21 protein-coding genes and 1 tRNA gene are annotated in these 18306 nt (G+C 66.3%); 10 read left to right on the forward strand and 12 right to left on the reverse strand.

The window, feature by feature from the left end:
• The first annotated feature begins 259 nt into the window (after positions 1 to 259).
• Positions 260 to 514 carry a hypothetical protein gene (locus ACSC1S_RS11935; protein ID WP_435364469.1) on the forward strand — a complete coding sequence of 85 codons (255 nt, stop codon included), beginning with the start codon at positions 260 to 262 and terminating at the stop codon, positions 512 to 514.
• A 9-nt stretch (positions 515 to 523) separates the two neighbouring features.
• Here ACSC1S_RS11935 and trpG read toward each other — a convergent pair whose 3' ends face one another.
• The 4 genes from trpG to trpD are packed head-to-tail and all read right to left on the reverse strand — an operon-like array spanning position 524 to position 4438.
• Positions 524 to 1165 carry an anthranilate synthase component II gene (trpG, locus tag ACSC1S_RS11940; protein WP_435319111.1) on the reverse strand — a complete coding sequence of 214 codons (642 nt, stop codon included), beginning with the start codon at positions 1163 to 1165 and terminating at the stop codon, positions 524 to 526.
• Entirely contained in the window at positions 1162 to 2790 is a 1629-nt protein-coding gene (trpE, locus tag ACSC1S_RS11945) for an anthranilate synthase component I (RefSeq protein WP_435364470.1), read from the reverse strand. Before trpE ends, trpG begins: the two co-directional genes overlap by 4 nt.
• Complete coding sequence (locus ACSC1S_RS11950) at positions 2787 to 3437, reverse strand: phosphoribosylanthranilate isomerase (protein ID WP_435364471.1); 651 nt, start codon at positions 3435 to 3437, stop codon at positions 2787 to 2789. The genes trpE and ACSC1S_RS11950 overlap by 4 nt, the downstream gene beginning before the upstream one ends.
• Positions 3434 to 4438, reverse strand: coding sequence for an anthranilate phosphoribosyltransferase (gene trpD / locus ACSC1S_RS11955; RefSeq protein ID WP_435364472.1), 1005 nt, complete (start codon positions 4436 to 4438; stop codon positions 3434 to 3436). Before trpD ends, ACSC1S_RS11950 begins: the two co-directional genes overlap by 4 nt.
• Before the next feature lie 253 nt (positions 4439 to 4691).
• Here trpD and ACSC1S_RS11960 point away from each other — a divergent pair.
• From ACSC1S_RS11960 to ACSC1S_RS11970, 3 genes are all read left to right on the forward strand, one after another.
• A tRNA-Val gene (locus tag ACSC1S_RS11960) sits at positions 4692 to 4766 on the forward strand.
• 310 nt (positions 4767 to 5076) lie between these two features.
• A complete protein-coding gene (locus ACSC1S_RS11965) occupies positions 5077 to 5286 on the forward strand; it encodes a TOBE domain-containing protein (RefSeq protein WP_435319115.1) in 210 nt (69 codons plus the stop codon).
• 56 nt (positions 5287 to 5342) lie between these two features.
• On the forward strand, positions 5343 to 5513 hold the full coding sequence (locus tag ACSC1S_RS11970; protein WP_435364473.1) for a DUF1059 domain-containing protein: 171 nt from the start codon (positions 5343 to 5345) through the stop codon (positions 5511 to 5513).
• Positions 5514 to 5695: 182 nt separating this feature from the next.
• On the opposite strand, the gene ACSC1S_RS11975 is transcribed toward ACSC1S_RS11970, so the two are convergent.
• The 4 genes from ACSC1S_RS11975 to ACSC1S_RS11990 all read right to left on the reverse strand — a co-directional run bounded on the left by ACSC1S_RS11975 (position 5696) and on the right by ACSC1S_RS11990 (position 7887).
• Positions 5696 to 6220 (reverse strand): CNNM domain-containing protein, encoded by a 525-nt coding sequence (locus tag ACSC1S_RS11975; RefSeq protein WP_435364474.1) that lies wholly within the window; start codon positions 6218 to 6220, stop codon positions 5696 to 5698.
• Positions 6221 to 6306: 86 nt separating this feature from the next.
• The gene (locus ACSC1S_RS11980; RefSeq protein WP_435364475.1) at positions 6307 to 6843 is read right to left on the reverse strand and encodes an adenine phosphoribosyltransferase; all 537 of its coding nucleotides are present in this window, start codon (positions 6841 to 6843) and stop codon (positions 6307 to 6309) included.
• 41 nt (positions 6844 to 6884) lie between these two features.
• The gene (locus tag ACSC1S_RS11985; RefSeq protein ID WP_435364476.1) at positions 6885 to 7502 is read right to left on the reverse strand and encodes an RAD55 family ATPase; all 618 of its coding nucleotides are present in this window, start codon (positions 7500 to 7502) and stop codon (positions 6885 to 6887) included.
• A 4-nt stretch (positions 7503 to 7506) separates the two neighbouring features.
• The gene (locus ACSC1S_RS11990) at positions 7507 to 7887 is read right to left on the reverse strand and encodes a lycopene cyclase domain-containing protein (protein ID WP_435364477.1); all 381 of its coding nucleotides are present in this window, start codon (positions 7885 to 7887) and stop codon (positions 7507 to 7509) included.
• A gap of 92 nt (positions 7888 to 7979) precedes the next feature.
• Here ACSC1S_RS11990 and ACSC1S_RS11995 point away from each other — a divergent pair, with 92 nt between their 5' ends.
• Entirely contained in the window at positions 7980 to 9137 is a 1158-nt protein-coding gene (locus tag ACSC1S_RS11995; RefSeq protein WP_435364478.1) for a CBS domain-containing protein, read from the forward strand.
• A gap of 62 nt (positions 9138 to 9199) precedes the next feature.
• On the opposite strand, the gene radB is transcribed toward ACSC1S_RS11995, so the two are convergent.
• Positions 9200 to 9898 carry a DNA repair and recombination protein RadB gene (gene radB, locus ACSC1S_RS12000; RefSeq protein WP_435319123.1) on the reverse strand — a complete coding sequence of 233 codons (699 nt, stop codon included), beginning with the start codon at positions 9896 to 9898 and terminating at the stop codon, positions 9200 to 9202.
• Positions 9899 to 9986: 88 nt separating this feature from the next.
• Here radB and ACSC1S_RS12005 point away from each other — a divergent pair, with 88 nt between their 5' ends.
• Positions 9987 to 10748 carry a hypothetical protein gene (locus ACSC1S_RS12005; RefSeq protein ID WP_435364479.1) on the forward strand — a complete coding sequence of 254 codons (762 nt, stop codon included), beginning with the start codon at positions 9987 to 9989 and terminating at the stop codon, positions 10746 to 10748.
• Positions 10749 to 10836: 88 nt separating this feature from the next.
• On the opposite strand, the gene ACSC1S_RS12010 is transcribed toward ACSC1S_RS12005, so the two are convergent.
• Positions 10837 to 11127, reverse strand: a complete 291-nt coding sequence (locus ACSC1S_RS12010; protein ID WP_435364480.1) for a hypothetical protein — start codon at positions 11125 to 11127, stop codon at positions 10837 to 10839.
• 369 nt (positions 11128 to 11496) lie between these two features.
• Here ACSC1S_RS12010 and ACSC1S_RS12015 point away from each other — a divergent pair, with 369 nt between their 5' ends.
• The 3 genes from ACSC1S_RS12015 to ACSC1S_RS12025 all read left to right on the forward strand — a co-directional run bounded on the left by ACSC1S_RS12015 (position 11497) and on the right by ACSC1S_RS12025 (position 15886).
• Entirely contained in the window at positions 11497 to 13722 is a 2226-nt protein-coding gene (locus ACSC1S_RS12015; RefSeq protein ID WP_435364481.1) for a CDC48 family AAA ATPase, read from the forward strand.
• 82 nt (positions 13723 to 13804) lie between these two features.
• A complete protein-coding gene (locus ACSC1S_RS12020; RefSeq protein WP_435364482.1) occupies positions 13805 to 15487 on the forward strand; it encodes a CARDB domain-containing protein in 1683 nt (560 codons plus the stop codon).
• A gap of 177 nt (positions 15488 to 15664) precedes the next feature.
• Positions 15665 to 15886, forward strand: coding sequence for a DUF8028 family protein (locus ACSC1S_RS12025; protein WP_435364483.1), 222 nt, complete (start codon positions 15665 to 15667; stop codon positions 15884 to 15886).
• Positions 15887 to 15905: 19 nt separating this feature from the next.
• On the opposite strand, the gene ACSC1S_RS12030 is transcribed toward ACSC1S_RS12025, so the two are convergent.
• On the reverse strand, positions 15906 to 16838 hold the full coding sequence (locus tag ACSC1S_RS12030; protein ID WP_435364484.1) for a DMT family transporter: 933 nt from the start codon (positions 16836 to 16838) through the stop codon (positions 15906 to 15908).
• Positions 16839 to 16998: 160 nt separating this feature from the next.
• Between ACSC1S_RS12030 and ACSC1S_RS12035 the strand changes: the two genes are divergently transcribed.
• Positions 16999 to 17634, forward strand: coding sequence for a ribonuclease H (locus tag ACSC1S_RS12035; protein ID WP_435364485.1), 636 nt, complete (start codon positions 16999 to 17001; stop codon positions 17632 to 17634).
• A gap of 83 nt (positions 17635 to 17717) precedes the next feature.
• On the opposite strand, the gene ACSC1S_RS12040 is transcribed toward ACSC1S_RS12035, so the two are convergent.
• Positions 17718 to 18185 (reverse strand): twin-arginine translocation signal domain-containing protein, encoded by a 468-nt coding sequence (locus ACSC1S_RS12040; protein ID WP_435364486.1) that lies wholly within the window; start codon positions 18183 to 18185, stop codon positions 17718 to 17720.
• Positions 18186 to 18306: the final 121 nt, after the last annotated feature.

An 18306-nucleotide genomic window follows, 5' to 3' on the forward strand; every position in this document is an offset into this window, starting at 1 on the left:
ATGGTGCTTCATAAATGGACGGGTTACGGATTTCTTGGACTAATTCAACCGTGCTTGTGTTACAGCATTGCCACTTCTCGAATGTATCACGTACCCGTGATGTAGCGGCACAGTCGGCAGAATGTCCTAATGGTTCGGTCGTAATAACATCACTCAAACCAGAGTGAAAGTGTAGCTTCGAGAACCGCATCCGGAGCCGACTCCCGTCCCAATCAGTTTCGCCCACAGGCTTATGCCTCCGTCGTGCGCGGTGTACTGCATGTTCGAACTTCCAGGGCTGGTCCCGATGCAACTGGGCGTAGAGACCATCGGGGGAATCGTCCTCCTCGTCATCGCACTCGTGGTCATCTACAAGGTCATCAACCTCGCGTTCAGCATCGCAATCAAGGTGCTCGTCATCGCCATCGCCGCTCTCGCCATCCTCTGGGGGCTCTCGCTCGTCGGCTTCAACCCGCTCGGGCTCCCCTTCCCGGGGTCGATCGCGGTCCCGATGGAGACGGCCCTGCTCGGCTAGAAAACGCGGTTACAGGTTTTCGAGGAAGTTGTCGATGATGTCGTGTCCACACGCCGTGAGCACCGACTCCGGGTGGAACTGCACGCACTCGATGGGGTACTCGCGGTGGCGCACGCCCATGACGAGCGGTTCGGCCCCGCCGTCGGTCGCCGCGGTGTCGACGCTGGCCGCGCCGACCGCGTGGTCCGCCGTGGCCGAGACCTCGAAGCAGTCGGGCACTTTCGTCGCGACGAGCGAGTGGTACCGGCCCGCCGAGAAGCCCTGTTCTAGGCCAGTGAAGACGCCGCGCCCGTCGTGGTCGATGGGCCAGGCCTTGCCGTGAACCGGCTCGGGTGCCCGGCCGATCTCCCCGCCGTAGGCGTAGACCGCGGCCTCGAGGCCGAGGCAGACACCCAGCGTCGGAATCTCTCTACTTAGCTCCCGGAACACGTCGAGGGTGACGCCCACGTCGCGCGGGTTCGCCGGGTGGCCCGGCCCGGGTGAGACCACGATGGCGTCGGGCTCGAAGTCGCGAATCTCGTCCAGGGTCGCAGTGTTGCGCACGACCTTCGTCTCGGGGTCGTGCCCGCTCTCGATGAGCGAGGATTCGACGTACTCCACCAGGTTGTAGGTGAACGAGTCGAAGTTGTCGACGAACAGGATGCGGGTCATCGCGACACCTCCTGTGAGACCTGCACCTCGACCTGCCGGAGGGCTTCGAGCACTCCGTCCATCTTCTTCTCGGTCTCCTCGTACTCGCTTGTCGGGTCGCTGTCGGCCACGATGCCGGCACCGGCCCGGACCGTCACGCGGTCCTTGCCGCCCGGAATCGCGCCCTTCTCGACCGTCGCGGTCCGGATGACGATGGCGAAGTCGGCGTCGCCGGTCCAGGAGTAGTAGCCGACGCCGCCGCCGTAGAGGCCGCGGGGCTCGTCCTCCAGGTCGTCGATTATCTCCATGGCGCGGATCTTCGGTGCGCCGGTGAGCGTCCCGGCCGGGAAGGCGGCGCGGGTCGCGTCGAAGGCGTCGTACTCCGCGGCCATCGTGCCGGTGACCGTGGACTCGATGTGCTGGACGTGGCTGTACTTGAGGACGTTCATGAACTCCTCGACCCGGACGCTGCCGGGTTCGGACACCCGGCGAACGTCGTTGCGCGCGAGGTCGACCAGCATGGTGTGTTCGGCGCGCTCCTTCTCGTCGGCGAGCATCTCGCCGGCGAGCCGCCGGTCCTCCACGGGACTATCCCCGCGTGGGCACGTCCCCGCGATGGGGTTCGAGACGACGCGCTGGCCGCTCACGGAGACCAGGGTCTCCGGGCTCGCGCCGACCACGTGGAAGTCGCCGTGCTGGAGCAGGTACATGTACGGCGACGGGTTGACCTCGCGCAGGGCCGCATAGAGCCCCATCGGGTCGCAGTCGCCGACGAGGTCACGGGTCCGCGAGATGACGCCCTGGTAGATGTCGCCGTCGAGGACGTGTTCTTTCGTCCGGGCGACCGCGTCCTCGTAGTCCGCCTGCGAGCCGGCAGTGGCCGACTCGCGGACGAAGCCGCCAGGCTCGGGGTCGGCCGCGTCGGTGAGAAGCTCCTCGACTCGGGCAGCCTCGCCGACGAGGACGTCGTACACCGCACCGGCGTCTTCGCCGTCGCGGATGACCGGCGTGAACACGAGCGACAGCTCGTCGGCGTGGTGGTCGAAGACGAGGGTCTTCGTGGCCAGCACGAATTCGGCATCGGGGAACCGTGAGTCGGGTCGGTCGACGCCGACCTCGTCGAGGAACAGGTCGTACACCGCGTCGTAGCAGAGGAACCCGACGAGCCCGCCGTCGAGATGCTGGCGGCCCGTCTCGGGGAAGCCGACGGGGGTGGCGTCGGGCATCGCCGACCGGAGCGTATCGAGGGTGTCCCCCTCGACCGGGTCGACCAGTCCGGCATAGCGGTCGTCACAGAGCTCGACGCTGGCACCCTCGGGGCCGACCGTCACGACCGCGGCGGGGTCGTAGCCGACGAAGGAGTACCGGGCGTGGCGGTCCGCGTCGGTCCCGGCGCTGAAGGCACCGGCCGGGTCGCTGGAGGCCGTCTTCTCCGCGCTCTCGAGCAGGAAGGCGTGGTCGGACTCCGTCGCACCGGAGAGCGCGGCGTACGCCCCCAGCGGGGTCGTCGTGTCGTCGAGGTCGAGCGTGGCCTCGACGCGGACCACTGCGGGAGTGTCGGGGCCGGTCGCGTCCGCGACGAGCTGGACGAACGTCTCGCGGTCGGGGGCGAGCGTCGGTGCGGCGTTCGGCTGTTCGTCGCTCATGCCTGGAGCGACCTCCGGCGCTCGGTCGCGGCGACGACGAACCGCCGGACCGCGTCGTGGTCCTTGACGCCACCGCTCGATTCGACGCCGGAGGCCACGTCGACCGCGAACGGTTCGACCGTCGCGACGGCCTCGACGACGTTCTCGGGTGTGAGCCCCCCCGCGAGGATGACGGGCACCTCGATGTCGGCGAGCACGTCCCGCGTCTGCTCCCAGTCGTGAGTCTGGCCCGTCCCACCTGCACCCTCCTCGTCTACCGAATCGACCAGCACCGCGTCCGCCACGTCGGCGTACCGGCGAGCGACCGCGGGGGTCGCCGCGTCGACGTGCTTGATGACCGGCACGTCGAGGTTCGACTGGAGGTAGGCCACGTCGCCCGGGGCGAGGTCGCTGTGGAGCTGGAGCGCGTCGGGGCCGACCTCGCGGACGAGTTCGATCGCCTCGCCTGGCGTCTCCGGCATCGTCACGAGCACGGTCGTTACGAAGGGTGGAACCCGGTCGATGAGTTCGGCGGCGCGCTCGACCGAAACCTCCCGCGGGGTGTCGACGGGCACGTCCACGACGAAGCCGAGCGCGTCGGCTCCCGCGTCGACCGCGGCGTCCACGTCTTCCTCGCGGGTCAGCCCGCATATCTTCACGCGCGTCATTTCGCGAGTACCGAGCTGAGGTCGTCGAGCTTCCCGGCGGCCGCGCCGGAGTCGATGGCCTCGCGAGCTTTCTCGACGCCTGCCTGCAGGCTGTCGGCCCCACCGGCGATGTAGATGGCCGCGCCCGCGTTCGCGAGGATGATGTCCCGCTTCGGGCCCGTGACCTCGCCCCGGAGGATGCCGGTCATGTCCGCGGCGTTCTCCTCGGGGCTGCCACCAGCCACCGCCTCGACGGGGGCGCGCTCCAGCCCGAGGTCCTCGGGCGTGAGCGTGTACTCCTCGATGGTGTCACCGTCGACCTCCGCGACGACCGTCTCGTCGTGGATGCAGATCTCGTCCATGCCGGAGCCGTGGACGACGAGTGCTCTCTCGATGTTCATGCGTGCGAGTGCGCGGGCGAGCACCGGCACGAGGTCCGGGTCGTACACCCCGACGACCTGCGCGTCAGCCCCAGCCGGGTTGGTCAGCGGGCCGAGCACGTTGAACAGCGTCCGCATGCCGAGTTCCTTTCGCGGGCCGATGACGGCCTTCATCGCCGGGTGGAACACCGTCGCGAGCATGAAACCGATGCCGTCGTCCTCGATGCGGGCCTCGACCGCCGCCGGTTCCGCGTCGACCTGCACCCCGGCGACCTCCAGCACGTCGGCACTCCCCGAAGAAGAAGAGACGGAGTAGTTGCCGTGCTTGGCGACCGCGATGCCAGCCCCTGCGGCGACCATCGCGCTCGTGGTCGAGACGTTGATGGTGTCGTAGTCGTCGCCACCCGTCCCACAGGTGTCGACGAGCGGTTTCCGGTTCGGTTCGATGCGCCGCGCCGCGTCGCGCATCCCCTGTGCGAACCCGGCTATCTCGGCCTCCGTCTCGCCCTTCGCCCGGAGCGCCGTGAGCAGGGCACCGATCTGTGCCTCGGTCGCCTCCTCGAAGATCATTCGTGCCGCCTCTCTCGCCTCGTCCTGTGTGAGGTCACCGCCGTCGGTGACACGCTCGATATAGTCCTGCATTGTGAACACCAATGTATTGTTCCGTCTTATGATGTACAAATTCGTACATCGACTTAAGATTGTCGTCGGCGCTGGGGAATTTCGTGTGAAACAGTGACACAGTTTGGCGTGGAGTCGAGCCGCCCCGACGCCACCCCGGAATCGTGGGCCCGGTCCCCGTGGTTGGAATCGCCACACCGCTGTCGATTCGAAACCCTTTTTTATACCACCGGCCAACGAAGGATTGCAGGCAGACGAAGACCGGAACGCCACCGGGTTGGTGGTCTAGTCTGGTTATGACACCTCCTTGACATGGAGGAGGCCGGCAGTTCAAATCTGCCCCAACCCACTTCTTCGGAACACAACACCTTCGAGCGGTGCGAGGTCGCGGAGCGACCTCAATTGCGAACGGCGTAGCCGTGAGCGTAGCAAGCGAGAAGATCGTGTTCCGAGAATGAGTTACGGGAAGATTTGAACCAGCGAGCACCGCGACGCGGTGCGAGTGAGGTTCAACATCTGCCCCAACCGCTTCTTCGGAGCACAACGCCGACGAGTGCCCCCTGAGCCTCTGCCACACGAAACCGGCCCGCAGCGTCGGGAGCCAGTCTCGCGTACTAGTCAGGGAGTGAGGCTATCGCCACCCGACCCCCAACTACGATATGGCACTCAGCGCCCGAAACCGAATCCACGGCACCGTCAAATCAGTCGAGACCTCAGGCCTGATGGCCGAGGTCGTCGTCGAGACACCGGACGGCCAGCCCGTCACCGCCATCATCACCAGCGGTTCGGTCGACCGGCTGGGCATCGCAGAGGGTGACGAGGTCGACGCCGTGGTGAAGGCGACCGAAGTGATGATAGAGAAGGCATAGCGAAGACGACGACTCCACACGTTCTTTACCGTCCGGACTCGAACCAGAGCCAACCAATGGCCAAGCGACTCGAATGCATCATCCCCGGCTGTGACGCCACGATAGACGGACTGACCGAGGAGCAGGTGCTCGCGAAGGTCGAGACCCACGTCACGCGAGACCACCCGGACCTCGAACTCGACGCACAGGCCACCGAGTCGATGCGGGCGAACATCCAGGATATCTGAGCGGCTCGGTCACCAGGCACCACCCGCAGCACAGGACATTTTCCGCAGACCGTCGGAGACACGCCCGTGTTCGACACCGACCAGGTCACCAGACGGCTGGACGGGCAGGACTGCCAGGGAGCGACGAACGCAGCGACGGAGTAGCTTCTACAACACCACGCCCCGAGAACTGCCGACCCGCGTCATGGTGTGTTCGGGTCGTCGTCGAACTGTTCTTCCAGCGCGGTTTCGCCGCCCAGCAGTCCGCTGAGCCGACGGGTCAGCACGTCGAACACGACGACGATGGGGAGCAGCGCCAGTTCAACCAGATAGAGCGGCCGGGCGATGGTGCGGGCCCACTTCCTGGCGTTCCCCAGCCCGTAGGACTTCGGGACGATCTCGCCGAAGACGAGCACGACCGAACTCGCGACCAGCGTGGCGACCGTGACGGCGGCCCCCGCGGAGACCGTCTCCACCAGCGCGACCGTGATGACGCTGGAGATGGCCATGTTCACGATGTTGTTTCCGACCAGAAGCGTGACCAGGAGACGATGGGGGTCCTCGCGGAGTTCGGCGAGGCGAGCCGCGCGTCGGTCGCCCGAGGCCTCGTCAGCCTCGATGTCTTCGACGGAGAGCGAGAAGATGGCGGTCTCGCTGCTGGAGAAGAAGGCGCTACACGCGAGGAGGCCGGTGACGGCGGCGGCACTGATCCAGAGGATGCTGACCATGGTGGGGCGGTCACGCGCAGGGGTGAAGAAGGCGCGGTCTCGCCAGCGCACGGCCCAGCGGAAAATCAGTCCTTCCTCGAACCCGCTCAGTTCAGGATCTCGACGCCGTCCGCGGTGACCTCCACGTCGATGAGGCTCTTGACGGGGTAGTCCATCTCGACGGTCTCGGACTCCATCCGCCGGATGACCGTCACCACGTCGGCGACGTTCGCGCCCACGTCGTCGAGGGCTTCGGTGATGGCGGCGATGGAGACGCCGGTGTTCGTCAGGTCGTCGAGCACGAGCACGTCGTCGCCCGCGCTCACGTCGTTGAGGTAGTAGTCCTCGCCGTCGAGGTCGAACGGGACCTCGTCGTCGAAGCCGTACTCGCGGTTCCGGATGACGACGAGCGGGATGTCCGCGACGAGCGAGACGGCGGTCGCGACGTGCACGCCCATGGTCACGGGCGTGACGATGACGTCCACGTCGGCCAGGTCGGCGACGCGGCAGATGCCGTTGACGACCTCGCGCATGAGGTGGGGGTCGAGTGTCGGGATGCCGTTGCTGATGGGATGGACGAGGTAGTGGTAGCCGTCGTCCTCGATGAGGGGAGCCTCGTGAACCGAGCGTCGAAGCGCGTCCATACGTGGTCTCTGACCGACCGACGCGAAAAGGGGCCCGGTTTTCAGGCGATGTCCCGACTGGTGTCGACCCGCACCTTGTCGGTGAGCTGGAGCTTCACGGGTTCGCGGAAGGCCCGGCCGCCGCGGAACTTGGTGACGGCGAGGCGGTTCTCGATGGCGTAGGTGGTCACCCGGAGGTCGAGGTTCCAGACGAGGTCGGCGAACGCGAGGGTGGTCGCGCGCTGGGGTGTCGCGTCGTTGCTCCCGGTGCAGTTGAACACGCCGATGCTGTTGGCGTCGACCAGCCGGCGAGAGAGGGCGTTGAGCATCGAGACGTACTCGCGGCGGCCGGCGAACTCCAGCGGGTCGGGCTGGTCCACCACGACGACGGCGTTCTCGGGGACGTGCGGAAGCGCGTTGGTGAGGTCCTCCGGGGTCGGGTTCGGGCCGAGGAACACGACCTGTGTGGTCGCGGCGGCCTCGCCGAGCGTCCGCTGGACCGACTCCTTCGACCGGGTCGTCGAGAGGTAGAGGGTCTGGTGACGCTCGATGAGCTGCTGGACGAGTAGCTCCGCCTGGCTCTCTGGCGGCGCGAGCAAGACCAGCAGGCTGCCGGCCGGAATACCACCCTCGTGGAGCCGGTCGAGGGACTCCATCCCCGTCGTGAACCGTCGTGTCATACTTCTATAATTCGCGGCCTGGGGGGTTACCCTTTGCGCTCGCGTCGGAATCGGTACCGGTCCCGCCCGGTGAGGCCGGTCTCTCGGGACCCCCGTGCAGCAGTTCGTGGACGCCGATGACGAGCGAGGGCACGACGACGATGAAGATGTGCTCCTCGATGGGGATGCCGAGGACCTCGACGCCGGTCCGCATCGGGATGGCGAACACGCCGACCTCGAGGGTGTACCAGTCCCAGACGTACGCGACCGGGTAGAGCGCGAGGACGGTCTTGCCGGCCCGGCGGAGGGCATCGGCTCGCCAGAGCAAGAGGAACGCGGCGGTCCCGAAGACGACCTCGGTCGCGAGGTAGGTCCAGGGACCGAGCACCGTGATGTCCGGCAGCACGTGCAGGAGTTGGTGTTGGTGACGCAAAATCCTACTGGGCTGAGATTGGCGGTATCTTGAAGACCGATGCGGGAGAACTCCTACGTTGTACTATGGATATTTCTGATATCGCGACTACGGAGTTCATCGAAGTCGATGTCGGCGAGCGCCTCGGGAAGGTTCGCTCGGTGTTCGAGAACGAGAACCCGAAAGGGATCATCGTGACCCGGGACGGCGAGTACGAGGGTGTGCTCTCCGAGCGCGTGCTGCTCCAGTCGCACGTCGAGGACGACGCCAAGGTCAAGGCCCTGGTGAAGCCCAGCCGGAACGCACCGGCACCGAAGGTCGACCGGAACGAGGACGTCCGGGAGACGGCGCGCGTCCTCGTCGAGGGCGGGGTGAAGGTCGCACCCGTGTTCGAGGGAGACGACCTGTGGGGCATCGTCACGGCCGACGATATTCTCGACGCGGTGTTGCACAACCTCGACGCGCTCACCGTCGAACAGATCTACTCCGACGACCCCGTCACCCTCGGCGAGCAGGACAGCCTCGGGAAGGTCATCAACCTGCTCCGCGAACACGGTATCTCGCGGCTGCCCGTCGTCAACGAGGATGGCTACCTCTCGGGCGTCGTGACCCGTCACGACATCGCAGACGTGGTCATCCGCGACATGAACAAGGCGACCACGGGCGAGCGCGCGGGCGACACCGACCGCGTCCTCGACATGCCCGTCTACGACATCATGACCAGCCCGGTCATGACGACCACCATCGACGCCTCCGTCGAGGATGCCGTCTCGACCATGCTCGAGAACGACCTCGGTGGGCTCGTCGTGGTCAACGACGACGACGACCGACTCGTCACCGGTGTCGTCACCAAGACCGACGTACTCCGTGCCCTGACGTTCACCGAGGAGGAGCACATGGACGTCCAGATCACGAACATCAACCTGCTCGACACGCTCTCCCGCGAGGAGATCCGCCAGTCGCTGGAGGAGGTCGTCGACAAGTACCAGAAGATGAACGTGCTGCACGTCCACGTCCGCTTCCAGGAGCACAAGGAGAAGCTCCGCGGGACGCCCCTCATCTACAGCCAGATCCGTGTCCGGACGACCAACGGCCAGGTCGCCGGCTCCGGTGAGGGCTACGGTGCCGAGTCCGCCTTCCGCGTCGCACTCGACAAGCTCGAGCGCAACGTCCTGGAGATGAAGAACTACCGTTCGGACGAGCAGTACCGTGGCCAGCTGCTCCGCAAGCTCGACGAGCTGTAAGCGGGGGACGACCACTGCGCGGGACACCGGGACCCACCCCGGCGGTCCGGTTCGACCCGTCCTCAGACGTCAGCTGCAGCGATACCGGAATCCGTTATCTTGAACTGAATCGACTCACCGGCGGGTTTCGCTCGATGCTTCTCCAGCGTCGCGCGCCGGTTCCCGCCGCGGAACCGGTCGATGCGGACGACGCTCCCCATCCAGTGTTCCAGCGTGTTGCCACCGAGCGCACGCGTCCGGTCGCTGTCGATGTCGGAGAACACCTGGTTCGTGAGCAACACCGCGAACTCGTGTTTGCGGGCGAGCGAGAGCAGGTGGGTGACCTGCCTCCCGACCTTTCGCAGGGACTCACCACCCGTCGAGTCCTCGCCGCGTTCGAGCCGGTAGAAGCCGGTCGCGGAGTCGACGACGACGAGGTCGGCCCGGTCGGCGAACCCGTCCACGTCGCGGACCGCCTCCTCCTGTTCCTGGAAGTCGAGCGCCTCCTCGACGATGATGCGGCCCGTGATGTCCTCGACGGACTCCGCCGAGCGCGAGGCCCGCGCGTTCGCGATCTGTTCGAAGCGGTCGAGCGACAGCCCCTCCGTGTCGATGTAGACGACGGTCCCCCCACGGGCGGCGGTCTCGACGGCGGAGACGAGCGCGACGTTGGTCTTGCCGGCGGCCGGCGGCCCATACACCTGCGTGACGGTGCCTCGCTCGAACCCGCCCCCGAGGAGGTCGTCGAGGTCCGCACACCCCGTCTCGATGTTCCCTTGCACGTTCCTCCGTGGGTCGGACCCGGATAAAAATTCTCGGGAAGGCCGGGCACAGATTGACTTTAAGCCGGTCGGCTCGAAAGGACAGGGAGTGATAGTCGTCGCCACCGCTGACTTCGAGGTCTACCACGGCGTCGTCAACGAACTACGCGACCGTGGTGTGACGTTCACGACCATCGAGCCCGATGACGAGTTGCCCGAGCAGACAGCCGTCGTCATCACGGGCGAGGACGAGGAGGTCGAGGGACCGCGCGTGGTCCATGCCGACCCGGACGACCCGCGGCGCGCGGTCGACGCCGCCCTGACCCATCTCCGCGGGGAGGGCGGCCAGACCATCGTCGGGGTGGACCCAGGTCGCCGCCCCGGCATCGCGGTACTCGCCGGTGACACGGTCGTCGCAGCGTTCCAGGTGCCGGCCGACGACGCGGTCGCCGTCATCGAGCGCGAGGTCGCAGATGCGGTCGACCCCGTCGTCCGCGTCGGTGACGGGGCGCGGCTCGAAGGTGCCAGCATCGTGAACGCGCTCGACGACGTGCGGGTCGAGCTCGTCGACGAGACGGGGACGACGCCGTACCTCGGGACCGGCGCGCGCGGGATGGGCGACGTGCTCGCGGCGGCGAACATCGCCCGCATCGAGGGCGAGGTCATCGAGAACCGCGACATCGAGCCGACGGCCGGGGAGTTACAGGTCATCAAGAACCGCTCCCGCGAGCAGTCCGGCGAGAACCGGGCCATCGACGAGGACCTGGCCCGGCGGGTTGCTGCCGGCGAGTTGAGCATCGAGGAGGCACTGGCGCTGCATCGTGGTGAGGACCCTGCGCTCACCGGGGACGATTCGGACGACGAGGAGTAGCCGAACGCGACACAGCGGCTCCGATAGGAGAGTAGTTCAGAAAGAAGCGAGGCCGCGGCGAGACGTGTCTCCAGGCGTCTCGTGCGGGTTATCTGGCGGCCCAGTCGCAGTCGGTACAGGCCGGGACGCCCTGGACGTTGACGAGTGACCCATCACAGTTCGGACAGGCCATGGTGATCGCGACGCCGCCGTCCGCGACGACCGTCTTCTTCTCCGGTTCGCTTTCGCCGCTCTCCTCGGTCGCGTCGTTCTCATCCGTCACGGGGTCGGAATGCCGCCACATCCCGAACGTGAATGGATGGTCGTTGTAGATCGATTCACGCGTCTCTTCGTCCTCGCTGACACTCTCCTCCCCAGGGGCTGTGTTGGTGGCAGTCATCGTCGGTCGCTACTGGAAAATTCGGACGCATATCATATAAGGCTAGGTGCGGATGTGTATCTTGGACTAAGGTATCTTAATATAATATAAGGTGGGCTGTCGTTCTTCGGTACGACCTACGAGTGATTTAGTATCGTTCGGTTTCTACAGACGTATGTTGGATGGACACACGAGCTGAACCGCCGAGAGGACGTCGTCATCGACACCAGGCGTCGCTGTCAAGCCGGTAGGCCTTTGTATGTCTCAGAACCAACCTTAAGTGTTAGCACATAGCATGGAACTGACGGCGAATCGACCGCGGACCCCCGGGACCAAAAACCCTATCGGCACGCGAGACGCATTTCAGACCATCCCCGTAGCCCAACAATCATGAACGAAGTTCAACTAGAGGTCGCCAAGGCGTACCCGAACGATTCGGGACGCGGTATCGCCAGGCTCGACCCGGATACGCTGTTGCATCTGAAGCTCAGCCCGGGCGATATCATCGAGATCGAAGGTGCAGATACGACCGCCGCGAAGGTGTGGCGCGCAGACCGACAGGACTGGAACACAGACACCGTCCGAATCGACGGGTTCACTCGCCAGAACGCCGACGTGGGCATCGGCGAGCGGGTGACCATCAGAAAAGCAGAGGCCACCAAGGCGGAGAAGCTCGTCCTCGCACCCCCCGAGGAGGCGTCGGTGCAGTTCGGCTCCGATGCCGCCGGCATGGTGAAACGACAGATCCTGAAGCGCCCGGTCGTCGAACGCGACATCGTCCCGGTCATGTCGAGCACGAACCACCCGTTCATGCGCTCGCCGGGACAGGCCATCCCCCTCATCGCGGTCGAGACCGAGCCCGACGGCGTCGTCCTCATCACCGAGGACACCGAGGTCGAGCTCCGTGAGGAGCCCATCTCCGGCTTCGAGAAGACCGGCGGTGGCATAACCTACGAAGACATCGGTGGCATCCAGGGCGAGATCCAGCGGGTGCGCGAGATGGTCGAGCTCCCGATGAAGCACCCGCAGATATTCAAGAAGCTCGGCATCGAGCCCCCGCAGGGTGTCCTCCTGCACGGGCCGCCGGGCACGGGGAAGACCTTGCTGGCGAAGGCGGTCGCCAACGAGACCTCTGCGAGTTTCTTCTCTATCGCTGGGCCGGAGATCATCTCGAAGTACTACGGTGAGTCCGAACAGCAGCTCCGTGAGATATTCGAGGACGCTGCCGAGGAGTCACCGGCTATCATCTTCATCGACGAGCTCGACTCCATCGCGCCCAAGCGTGAGGACGTGACCGGTGAGGTCGAACGCCGTGTCGTCGCCCAGCTCCTGACGATGATGGACGGGCTCGAAGCCCGCGGCCAGGTCATCGTCATCGCGGCGACCAACCGCGTGGACTCGGTCGACCCGGCACTGCGCCGCCCCGGTCGCTTCGACCGCGAGATCGAGATCGGCGTGCCCGACGAGGAGGGCCGCGAGGAGATACTGCAGATCCACACCCGCGGCATGCCGCTGTCGGACGACGTGAGTCTGGACCACCTCGCACACGAGACCCACGGCTTCGTCGGTGCCGACATCGAGAGCCTCACCAAGGAGGCCGCGATGAAGGCACTTCGCCGGTACCTCCCCGAGATCGACCTCGACGAGGAGGACATCCCGCCGAGCCTCATCGACCGGATGATCGTCAAGCGCACGGACTTCAGCGCCGCGCTCAACGAGGTCGAACCGAGCGCGATGCGCGAGGTGCTCGTCGAGCTTCCGAAGATATCCTGGGACGACGTCGGTGGCCTGGAGACGGCCAAGCAGAACATCCAGGAGTCCATCGAGTGGCCGCTGAACAACCCCGAGAAGTTCGAGCGGATGGGTATCGACCCGCCGGCCGGCGTGTTGCTCTACGGCCCGCCGGGCACCGGGAAGACGCTGATGGCGAAAGCGGTCGCCAACGAGACGAACGCGAACTTCATCTCGGTGCGTGGCCCGCAGCTGCTCTCGAAGTGGGTCGGTGAGTCCGAGAAGGCCATCCGGCAGACGTTCCGGAAGGCCCGCCAGGTGGCCCCGACGGTCATCTTCTTCGACGAGCTCGACTCGCTCGCCCCGAGCCGGGGTGGCGAGATGGGTTCGAACGTCTCCGAACGGGTCGTCAACCAGCTCCTGACCGAGCTCGACGGCCTCGAGGATATGGGCGAAGTGATGGTCATCGGCGCGACCAACCGGCCGGACATGATCGACCCGGCACTCATCCGCTCGGGTCGGTTCGACCGGCTCGTCATGATCGGCCAGCCCGACGTCGAGGGTCGCGAGCAGATCCTCCACATCCACACGGAGAACATCCCGATGGCCCCGGACGTGAGCCTGCGCGAGCTCGCAGAGCTCACCGACGGCTACGTCGGGTCCGACCTGGAGTCCATCGCGCGTGAGGCCGCAATCGAGGCCCTGCGCGAGGACGAGGACTGCGAGGTCGTCGAGATGCGCCACTTCCGCAAGGCGATGGAGTCGGTCCGGCCGACCATCACCGAGGACATCCTCGACTACTACGAGCAGATGAAAGAGGACTTCAAGGGCGGGACGGCCGACGTGGGCCACGACCGCCAGAGCAGTCGTATCGGCTTCCAGTAAGCGGGTCGCTGCGGGCATCCTCCCGCATCGTCCGGCGAACGCTTTTAAGTCTATGCGGGTTACACCTCCACTCGAATAGCGAATGCCGTCGGACCCCCCTGCAGGCCCACCAGGCCCCGAGCCCGCGAGCACGCGGAGCGACGGCACCTACCGCCCACTCCGGGACCCGCAGGTCATCCTCCTGATACTCATCGTCCTGGGCACGTTCGCGGTGATGGCCGGCGGGCTCGGAACCGGCCCGCCGTTCGGCGACGACAACGAATCGAGCGGCCCGGTGTTCCCGGTCTTCGATTACGACGGCGAGGACCGACCGGAAGCGGAGGCGCTCACACTGGCGGCGAACCGGACCGTCGTCGACCCCTCGGGAGCCGTCGAGTTCTCCGTGACCGCCGCGGACAAACCGGTCTCGAACGTCACACTGCAGGTCGAGGAGCGACGTGCCGAGACCGACCAGAACGGCACCGCGGTCCTCACCTTCGACGAGCCGGGCACGTACGAGGTGGTGCTGTCGCCGACGACCAGCGAAAACGCGACCACCGAGCGCGTCACCATCAGGGTGCGCCGGCACCAGGTCGACCTGGCGGCGTCGGTCCGCCCCTCGAATCCGGTCACCGGACAGAACGTGACCGTCGCGGTGACCCGTGCCGACACGGGTGCGGCCGTCGCCGGCACGGTCGTCGCGGGCGGCCGGACGGTGAAGACCGGCGATGACGGCCGCGCGAACGTGACGTTCTCGACGGCAGCCACGCACACCGTGACGGTCCGGGCCCCACAGACCGAGACCGAGCGCTTCACCGACGCAGCGACGACCGTCGTCGTCGACCGACGGGTCGTCGGGCTGAACCTCGTGCTCGGCACGACCGAAACACGGGTCGACGACCCCGTCCAGGCAACTGTGACCCGGGCGGACACGGGTGCGCCGGTGAACGCCACGGTCACCGTCGAGAATTCGACCACCACGACCGGAGCCGACGGCCAGACCAACCTCTCCTTCTCGACCAGGGGCACGTACGCGGTCACGGTCGAGGCACCACAGACCCCCGCCGTCAGGTTCGACTCGGCGTCCACCGAGTTGACGGTCGAACCGAAGCTGGTCGACCTGCGGCTGGCCGTGAACCGGTCGACGGTACCGGTCGGTGAGCGCGTGACGTTCACGCTCCGCCGAACGGACACCGGCGAGCGCGTCGCGGGGACCGTCGACCTGTTCGGGACGCCGTATCGGACCGGCGAGGACGGTCGGCTCCGGGTCGCCTTCCAGAAAGGAACAGTCGTGACCGCGGTCGGAGCGGCAGCCGAGACCGACACGACGCGGTTCGTCTCGTCGAGCCGGAAGCTCACCGTCCTCGGGCCGGACTGGGCGGTCACCGACCTGCAGGCCCCCGACACGGTCCAGCGGAACGAGTCGGTCGCGGTCACCGCCACGGTCCGGAACGACGGGACGGCCAGCGCGACCGAAGAGTTCGCGTACCGCATCGGTGACCGGACGCTGGCGACTCGCACAGTGACGGTCGACCCGGGCGAGACGACCGAGGTCCAGTTCACCGTCGACGCGGTCGACCTCCCTGCCGGGGACTACACCCAGACGGTGTCCATCCGCTGGGCAACCACCGCGGCGGACCTGACCATCACCGCGAACCGGAGCGATACCAGCGAGCGCGTGACCGACGACCGGCCGAAGCGCGAGCACACCACGGACATGACAGCCGGCTCGAACCGGTCGTTAGCTCGCGCCGAACACACGATTCGCCAGTGGCTATTCGGCTAGGACACCTCGGTTTCCTCGGTCGGTTCCACCGCACGAGCAGTGCCGATAAAACGTCTCGGGCGCGTTGCACCCGTCGTGAAACGATTAGGACACCCGTATATTTCTGTGAAACGTCGAGAAATAAAACAAACACTCGTCCGGGTATAAGACCCCTGCTAGCGTAGTACTGTATGTCGCATGGCAAGTTCTCCACTCGAACAGATCTCGAACCGCCCCGCCGACGGGAACGGGTTCCAGCCCGTCCAGATGTTGAGCTTCTGGGCTGCTGTCTCGCTCCCGTTCGTGAACGTCGCTCTCCTCACCGTCGGCCTCGACACACCGACGAAGACCGCGGCATTCCTCTCGCTGTTGCTGTTGAACCTGCTCGCACTGGCGCTGGGTCGGACCTACCAGCCCTGAAAACGGACGCTCGCGGGTCTTACGATTCCTGTCGTCCCGTCGTTCTGATGCCTTCGACCTCCGCCGCGAGCGCCCGCCGTTTGACCACGGCGAAGCCGGCGAAGATTATCACGAAGCCGACGACGGTGTAGACGTCGACGGTGTCGCCGAGGACCGCCCACCCCGAGAGCGCCGCGAACACCGGAGCCACGTACGACACCATGTTTATCTCGACCGGGCCGAGCCGGTCGAGCAGGTCGAAGTAGATGAGGAAGCCGAGGGCGCTGGCGAAGATGGAGAGGTACACCAGCGAGGCGATCGCCCGCGGCGTCCACTGGATGAGCGCGAACGATTCGCTGGGCATGGCGATGCTCACGGCATGCATCAACAGCGCACCGAGGAGCATCGACCACGCCTCCATCGCCTCGATGGAGATGTCGCTGTCGATTCTGCGGGTGAGGACGCTCCCCAGCGCGAAGGCGGCCGCAGCCCCGAACACGAGGAGTTTCGAGACCACCGCATCGGAGAGCAATGCGTCCGGGTCGGGGTGGACGAGCACCGCGACGCCGACCAGCGCGAGGAACATCCCCAGCCACGTCTCCGGAGTCACCGGTTCGTCGGGGAGCAGCAGGCGAGCGAACGCGGTCGTCAGGACCGGTGAGAGCGCGACGAGGACGGCGGCTGCCCCACTGCTCACGGGGCCGGTCTCGCCGACGAACAGCAGCGCGTGGTAGGCGGCGATCATGAACACGCCCCCGATGACGACCTCCAGCCAGCCGGCCCGGGAACGGGGCAGCCAGTCGTCGACGGCGTAGACGGCGTAGCCGAGCATCAGGACACCCGCGATGTCGTACCGGAGGGCCGCGAACAGGACCGGCGGGATGTCGGCAACGCCCGCCTTGATGGCCATGAACGCGCTCCCCCAGACGGCCGCGAGCACGAGAAAGAGCGAGACGTTCCGGTATCTGGTCACGGCCGAGACGAACGGACCGACGGTAAGGAAACTTTCTATCCCGGCCCGCGACGCCGGTTTAGGTCGGTTATTTCACAACTTTCGGCCGCGGTTGCGCACCCGGTCGTTCACTTTCACCCCGGGGCGTACCGTTTATATTCATGCTCGCATTATCTCAGGTATGGCCGCTCATGGCCGTCCCGCCCTGCGGGATCTGTTCGACGAGTCGCCGACGCCGCACATCGCACACCCGCCTACGACTCACCACCGCGATTTCTACGTCGCCACAGACGGTTCGTATCGAGCCTCTGGGCAGGGTGGACTCGGTGTCGTCATCGAGACCCGAGACGGCACCCGTGTCGCGCGCATGTCGACGGGTGACTCGCCGCCTGACAACAACGTCGCCGAGTACCGCGCACTGCACCTCGGCCTCGACGTCCTCGCCGCCCGTGCGCCACGGGATGCCCGCGTCGGTATCCTCGTGGACCACAACGACCTCGCGGCGAACGTCAACAACGCGGTACTCGCTACTCGACACCCGGACTGGCAACCGACCAAACCGTTCGTCGTCCCGCGGGCCAGCGAGAACCACTGGCGCGGCATCCGCGCCCGACTCTGTGGCTTCGGCGAGGTGCGCGCCGCGCGCATCCGGTCCGACGACAACCCGGCGCACCCGCTGGCGAACGCGCCGGACCGCTACGCGCACGTCAACGACGAACCGGAACGGTGTGTCTTGCCCGAACCGCTCGGCCCGGCCGAGCCGGCAGGACCGCAGTACCCGCCGCCGTCGCGGGCGGACCGCCACGCATCGGACTAGGCGGTGCCAGTCGCGGTGCTCGAGGGCGTACCCAGGGACGGCTCTCGCACTCGAAAACAGTTTTTCTGACGAGTCTCTCCGAGTTACTCGGTGAGCCGGCGCCGGTCGACGACCACGACCGTCGTCGCGTCGCGGATGCCGAGGACGACGCGTTCCCCAGCAGCCACCTCGTCTTCGTACACCAGGTCGCCGTCGATGGCGATGTCGACCAGGTAGTCGGTGTCGGTGTCGAACTGCCCGCTCAGGTAGATACGTTCGGCGTAGCTGAGCTCGCGCTCGCGGTTGTAGATGGTCGTCAGGTCTTCGAGGCGCGTGAGCCGAACCGAGACGTCGAGCAGACCCGAGGCCGTCGAGATGACCTCGAGTTCCGGGGCGGGTCGTTCGGGGGCTGCCGTGGTCGCCGTGGCCGGTTCGGCCGTGTCCGTCTCCTCGGTGGGCGAGGTGAGGGGGTCCCGTGTGTCCGGCTCGGCACGGGATTCGCGGAGGGAACGACCGAGGAAGCCGGTGGCTCCGGCGGCCGCGGTCAGCGTGAGGAACCGGCGACGGTTCATACTTGACGCTAGGACTGGGATGATAAAAGGGCACAGAAAACACAAACAGACGTTTGAGATACCGCGCTGCGAACTCGGGGTGACAGGCTCCGGGAACTCGGAACGTGCGCCCCCGAGATTA

The organism is Haloarchaeobius pelagicus, from assembly GCF_051207375.1.
In the GTDB taxonomy this organism is placed as follows: domain Archaea; phylum Halobacteriota; class Halobacteria; order Halobacteriales; family Natrialbaceae; genus Haloarchaeobius.

Excerpts from the sequence above, each read along its gene's own strand:
- ACSC1S_RS11975 (WP_435364474.1), bottom strand. The coding sequence starts at position 6,220 with ATGGTCAGCATCCTCTGGATCAGTGCCGCCGCCGTCACCGGCCTCCTC.
- ACSC1S_RS12025 (WP_435364483.1), top strand. The coding sequence starts at position 15,665 with ATGGCAAGTTCTCCACTCGAACAGATCTCGAACCGCCCCGCCGACGGG.
- ACSC1S_RS12010 (WP_435364480.1), bottom strand. The coding sequence starts at position 11,127 with ATGACTGCCACCAACACAGCCCCTGGGGAGGAGAGTGTCAGCGAGGAC.
- ACSC1S_RS11950 (WP_435364471.1), bottom strand. The coding sequence starts at position 3,437 with ATGACGCGCGTGAAGATATGCGGGCTGACCCGCGAGGAAGACGTGGAC.
- ACSC1S_RS12020 (WP_435364482.1), top strand. The coding sequence starts at position 13,805 with ATGCCGTCGGACCCCCCTGCAGGCCCACCAGGCCCCGAGCCCGCGAGC.
- trpE (WP_435364470.1), bottom strand. The coding sequence starts at position 2,790 with ATGAGCGACGAACAGCCGAACGCCGCACCGACGCTCGCCCCCGACCGC.
- ACSC1S_RS12015 (WP_435364481.1), top strand. The coding sequence starts at position 11,497 with ATGAACGAAGTTCAACTAGAGGTCGCCAAGGCGTACCCGAACGATTCG.
- trpD (WP_435364472.1), bottom strand. The coding sequence starts at position 4,438 with ATGCAGGACTATATCGAGCGTGTCACCGACGGCGGTGACCTCACACAG.
- trpG (WP_435319111.1), bottom strand. The coding sequence starts at position 1,165 with ATGACCCGCATCCTGTTCGTCGACAACTTCGACTCGTTCACCTACAAC.
- ACSC1S_RS12035 (WP_435364485.1), top strand. The coding sequence starts at position 16,999 with ATGGCCGCTCATGGCCGTCCCGCCCTGCGGGATCTGTTCGACGAGTCG.
- ACSC1S_RS11935 (WP_435364469.1), top strand. The coding sequence starts at position 260 with ATGTTCGAACTTCCAGGGCTGGTCCCGATGCAACTGGGCGTAGAGACC.
- ACSC1S_RS12040 (WP_435364486.1), bottom strand. The coding sequence starts at position 18,185 with ATGAACCGTCGCCGGTTCCTCACGCTGACCGCGGCCGCCGGAGCCACC.
- ACSC1S_RS11985 (WP_435364476.1), bottom strand. The coding sequence starts at position 7,502 with ATGACACGACGGTTCACGACGGGGATGGAGTCCCTCGACCGGCTCCAC.
- ACSC1S_RS11965 (WP_435319115.1), top strand. The coding sequence starts at position 5,077 with ATGGCACTCAGCGCCCGAAACCGAATCCACGGCACCGTCAAATCAGTC.
- ACSC1S_RS11995 (WP_435364478.1), top strand. The coding sequence starts at position 7,980 with ATGGATATTTCTGATATCGCGACTACGGAGTTCATCGAAGTCGATGTC.
- ACSC1S_RS11970 (WP_435364473.1), top strand. The coding sequence starts at position 5,343 with ATGGCCAAGCGACTCGAATGCATCATCCCCGGCTGTGACGCCACGATA.
- ACSC1S_RS11980 (WP_435364475.1), bottom strand. The coding sequence starts at position 6,843 with ATGGACGCGCTTCGACGCTCGGTTCACGAGGCTCCCCTCATCGAGGAC.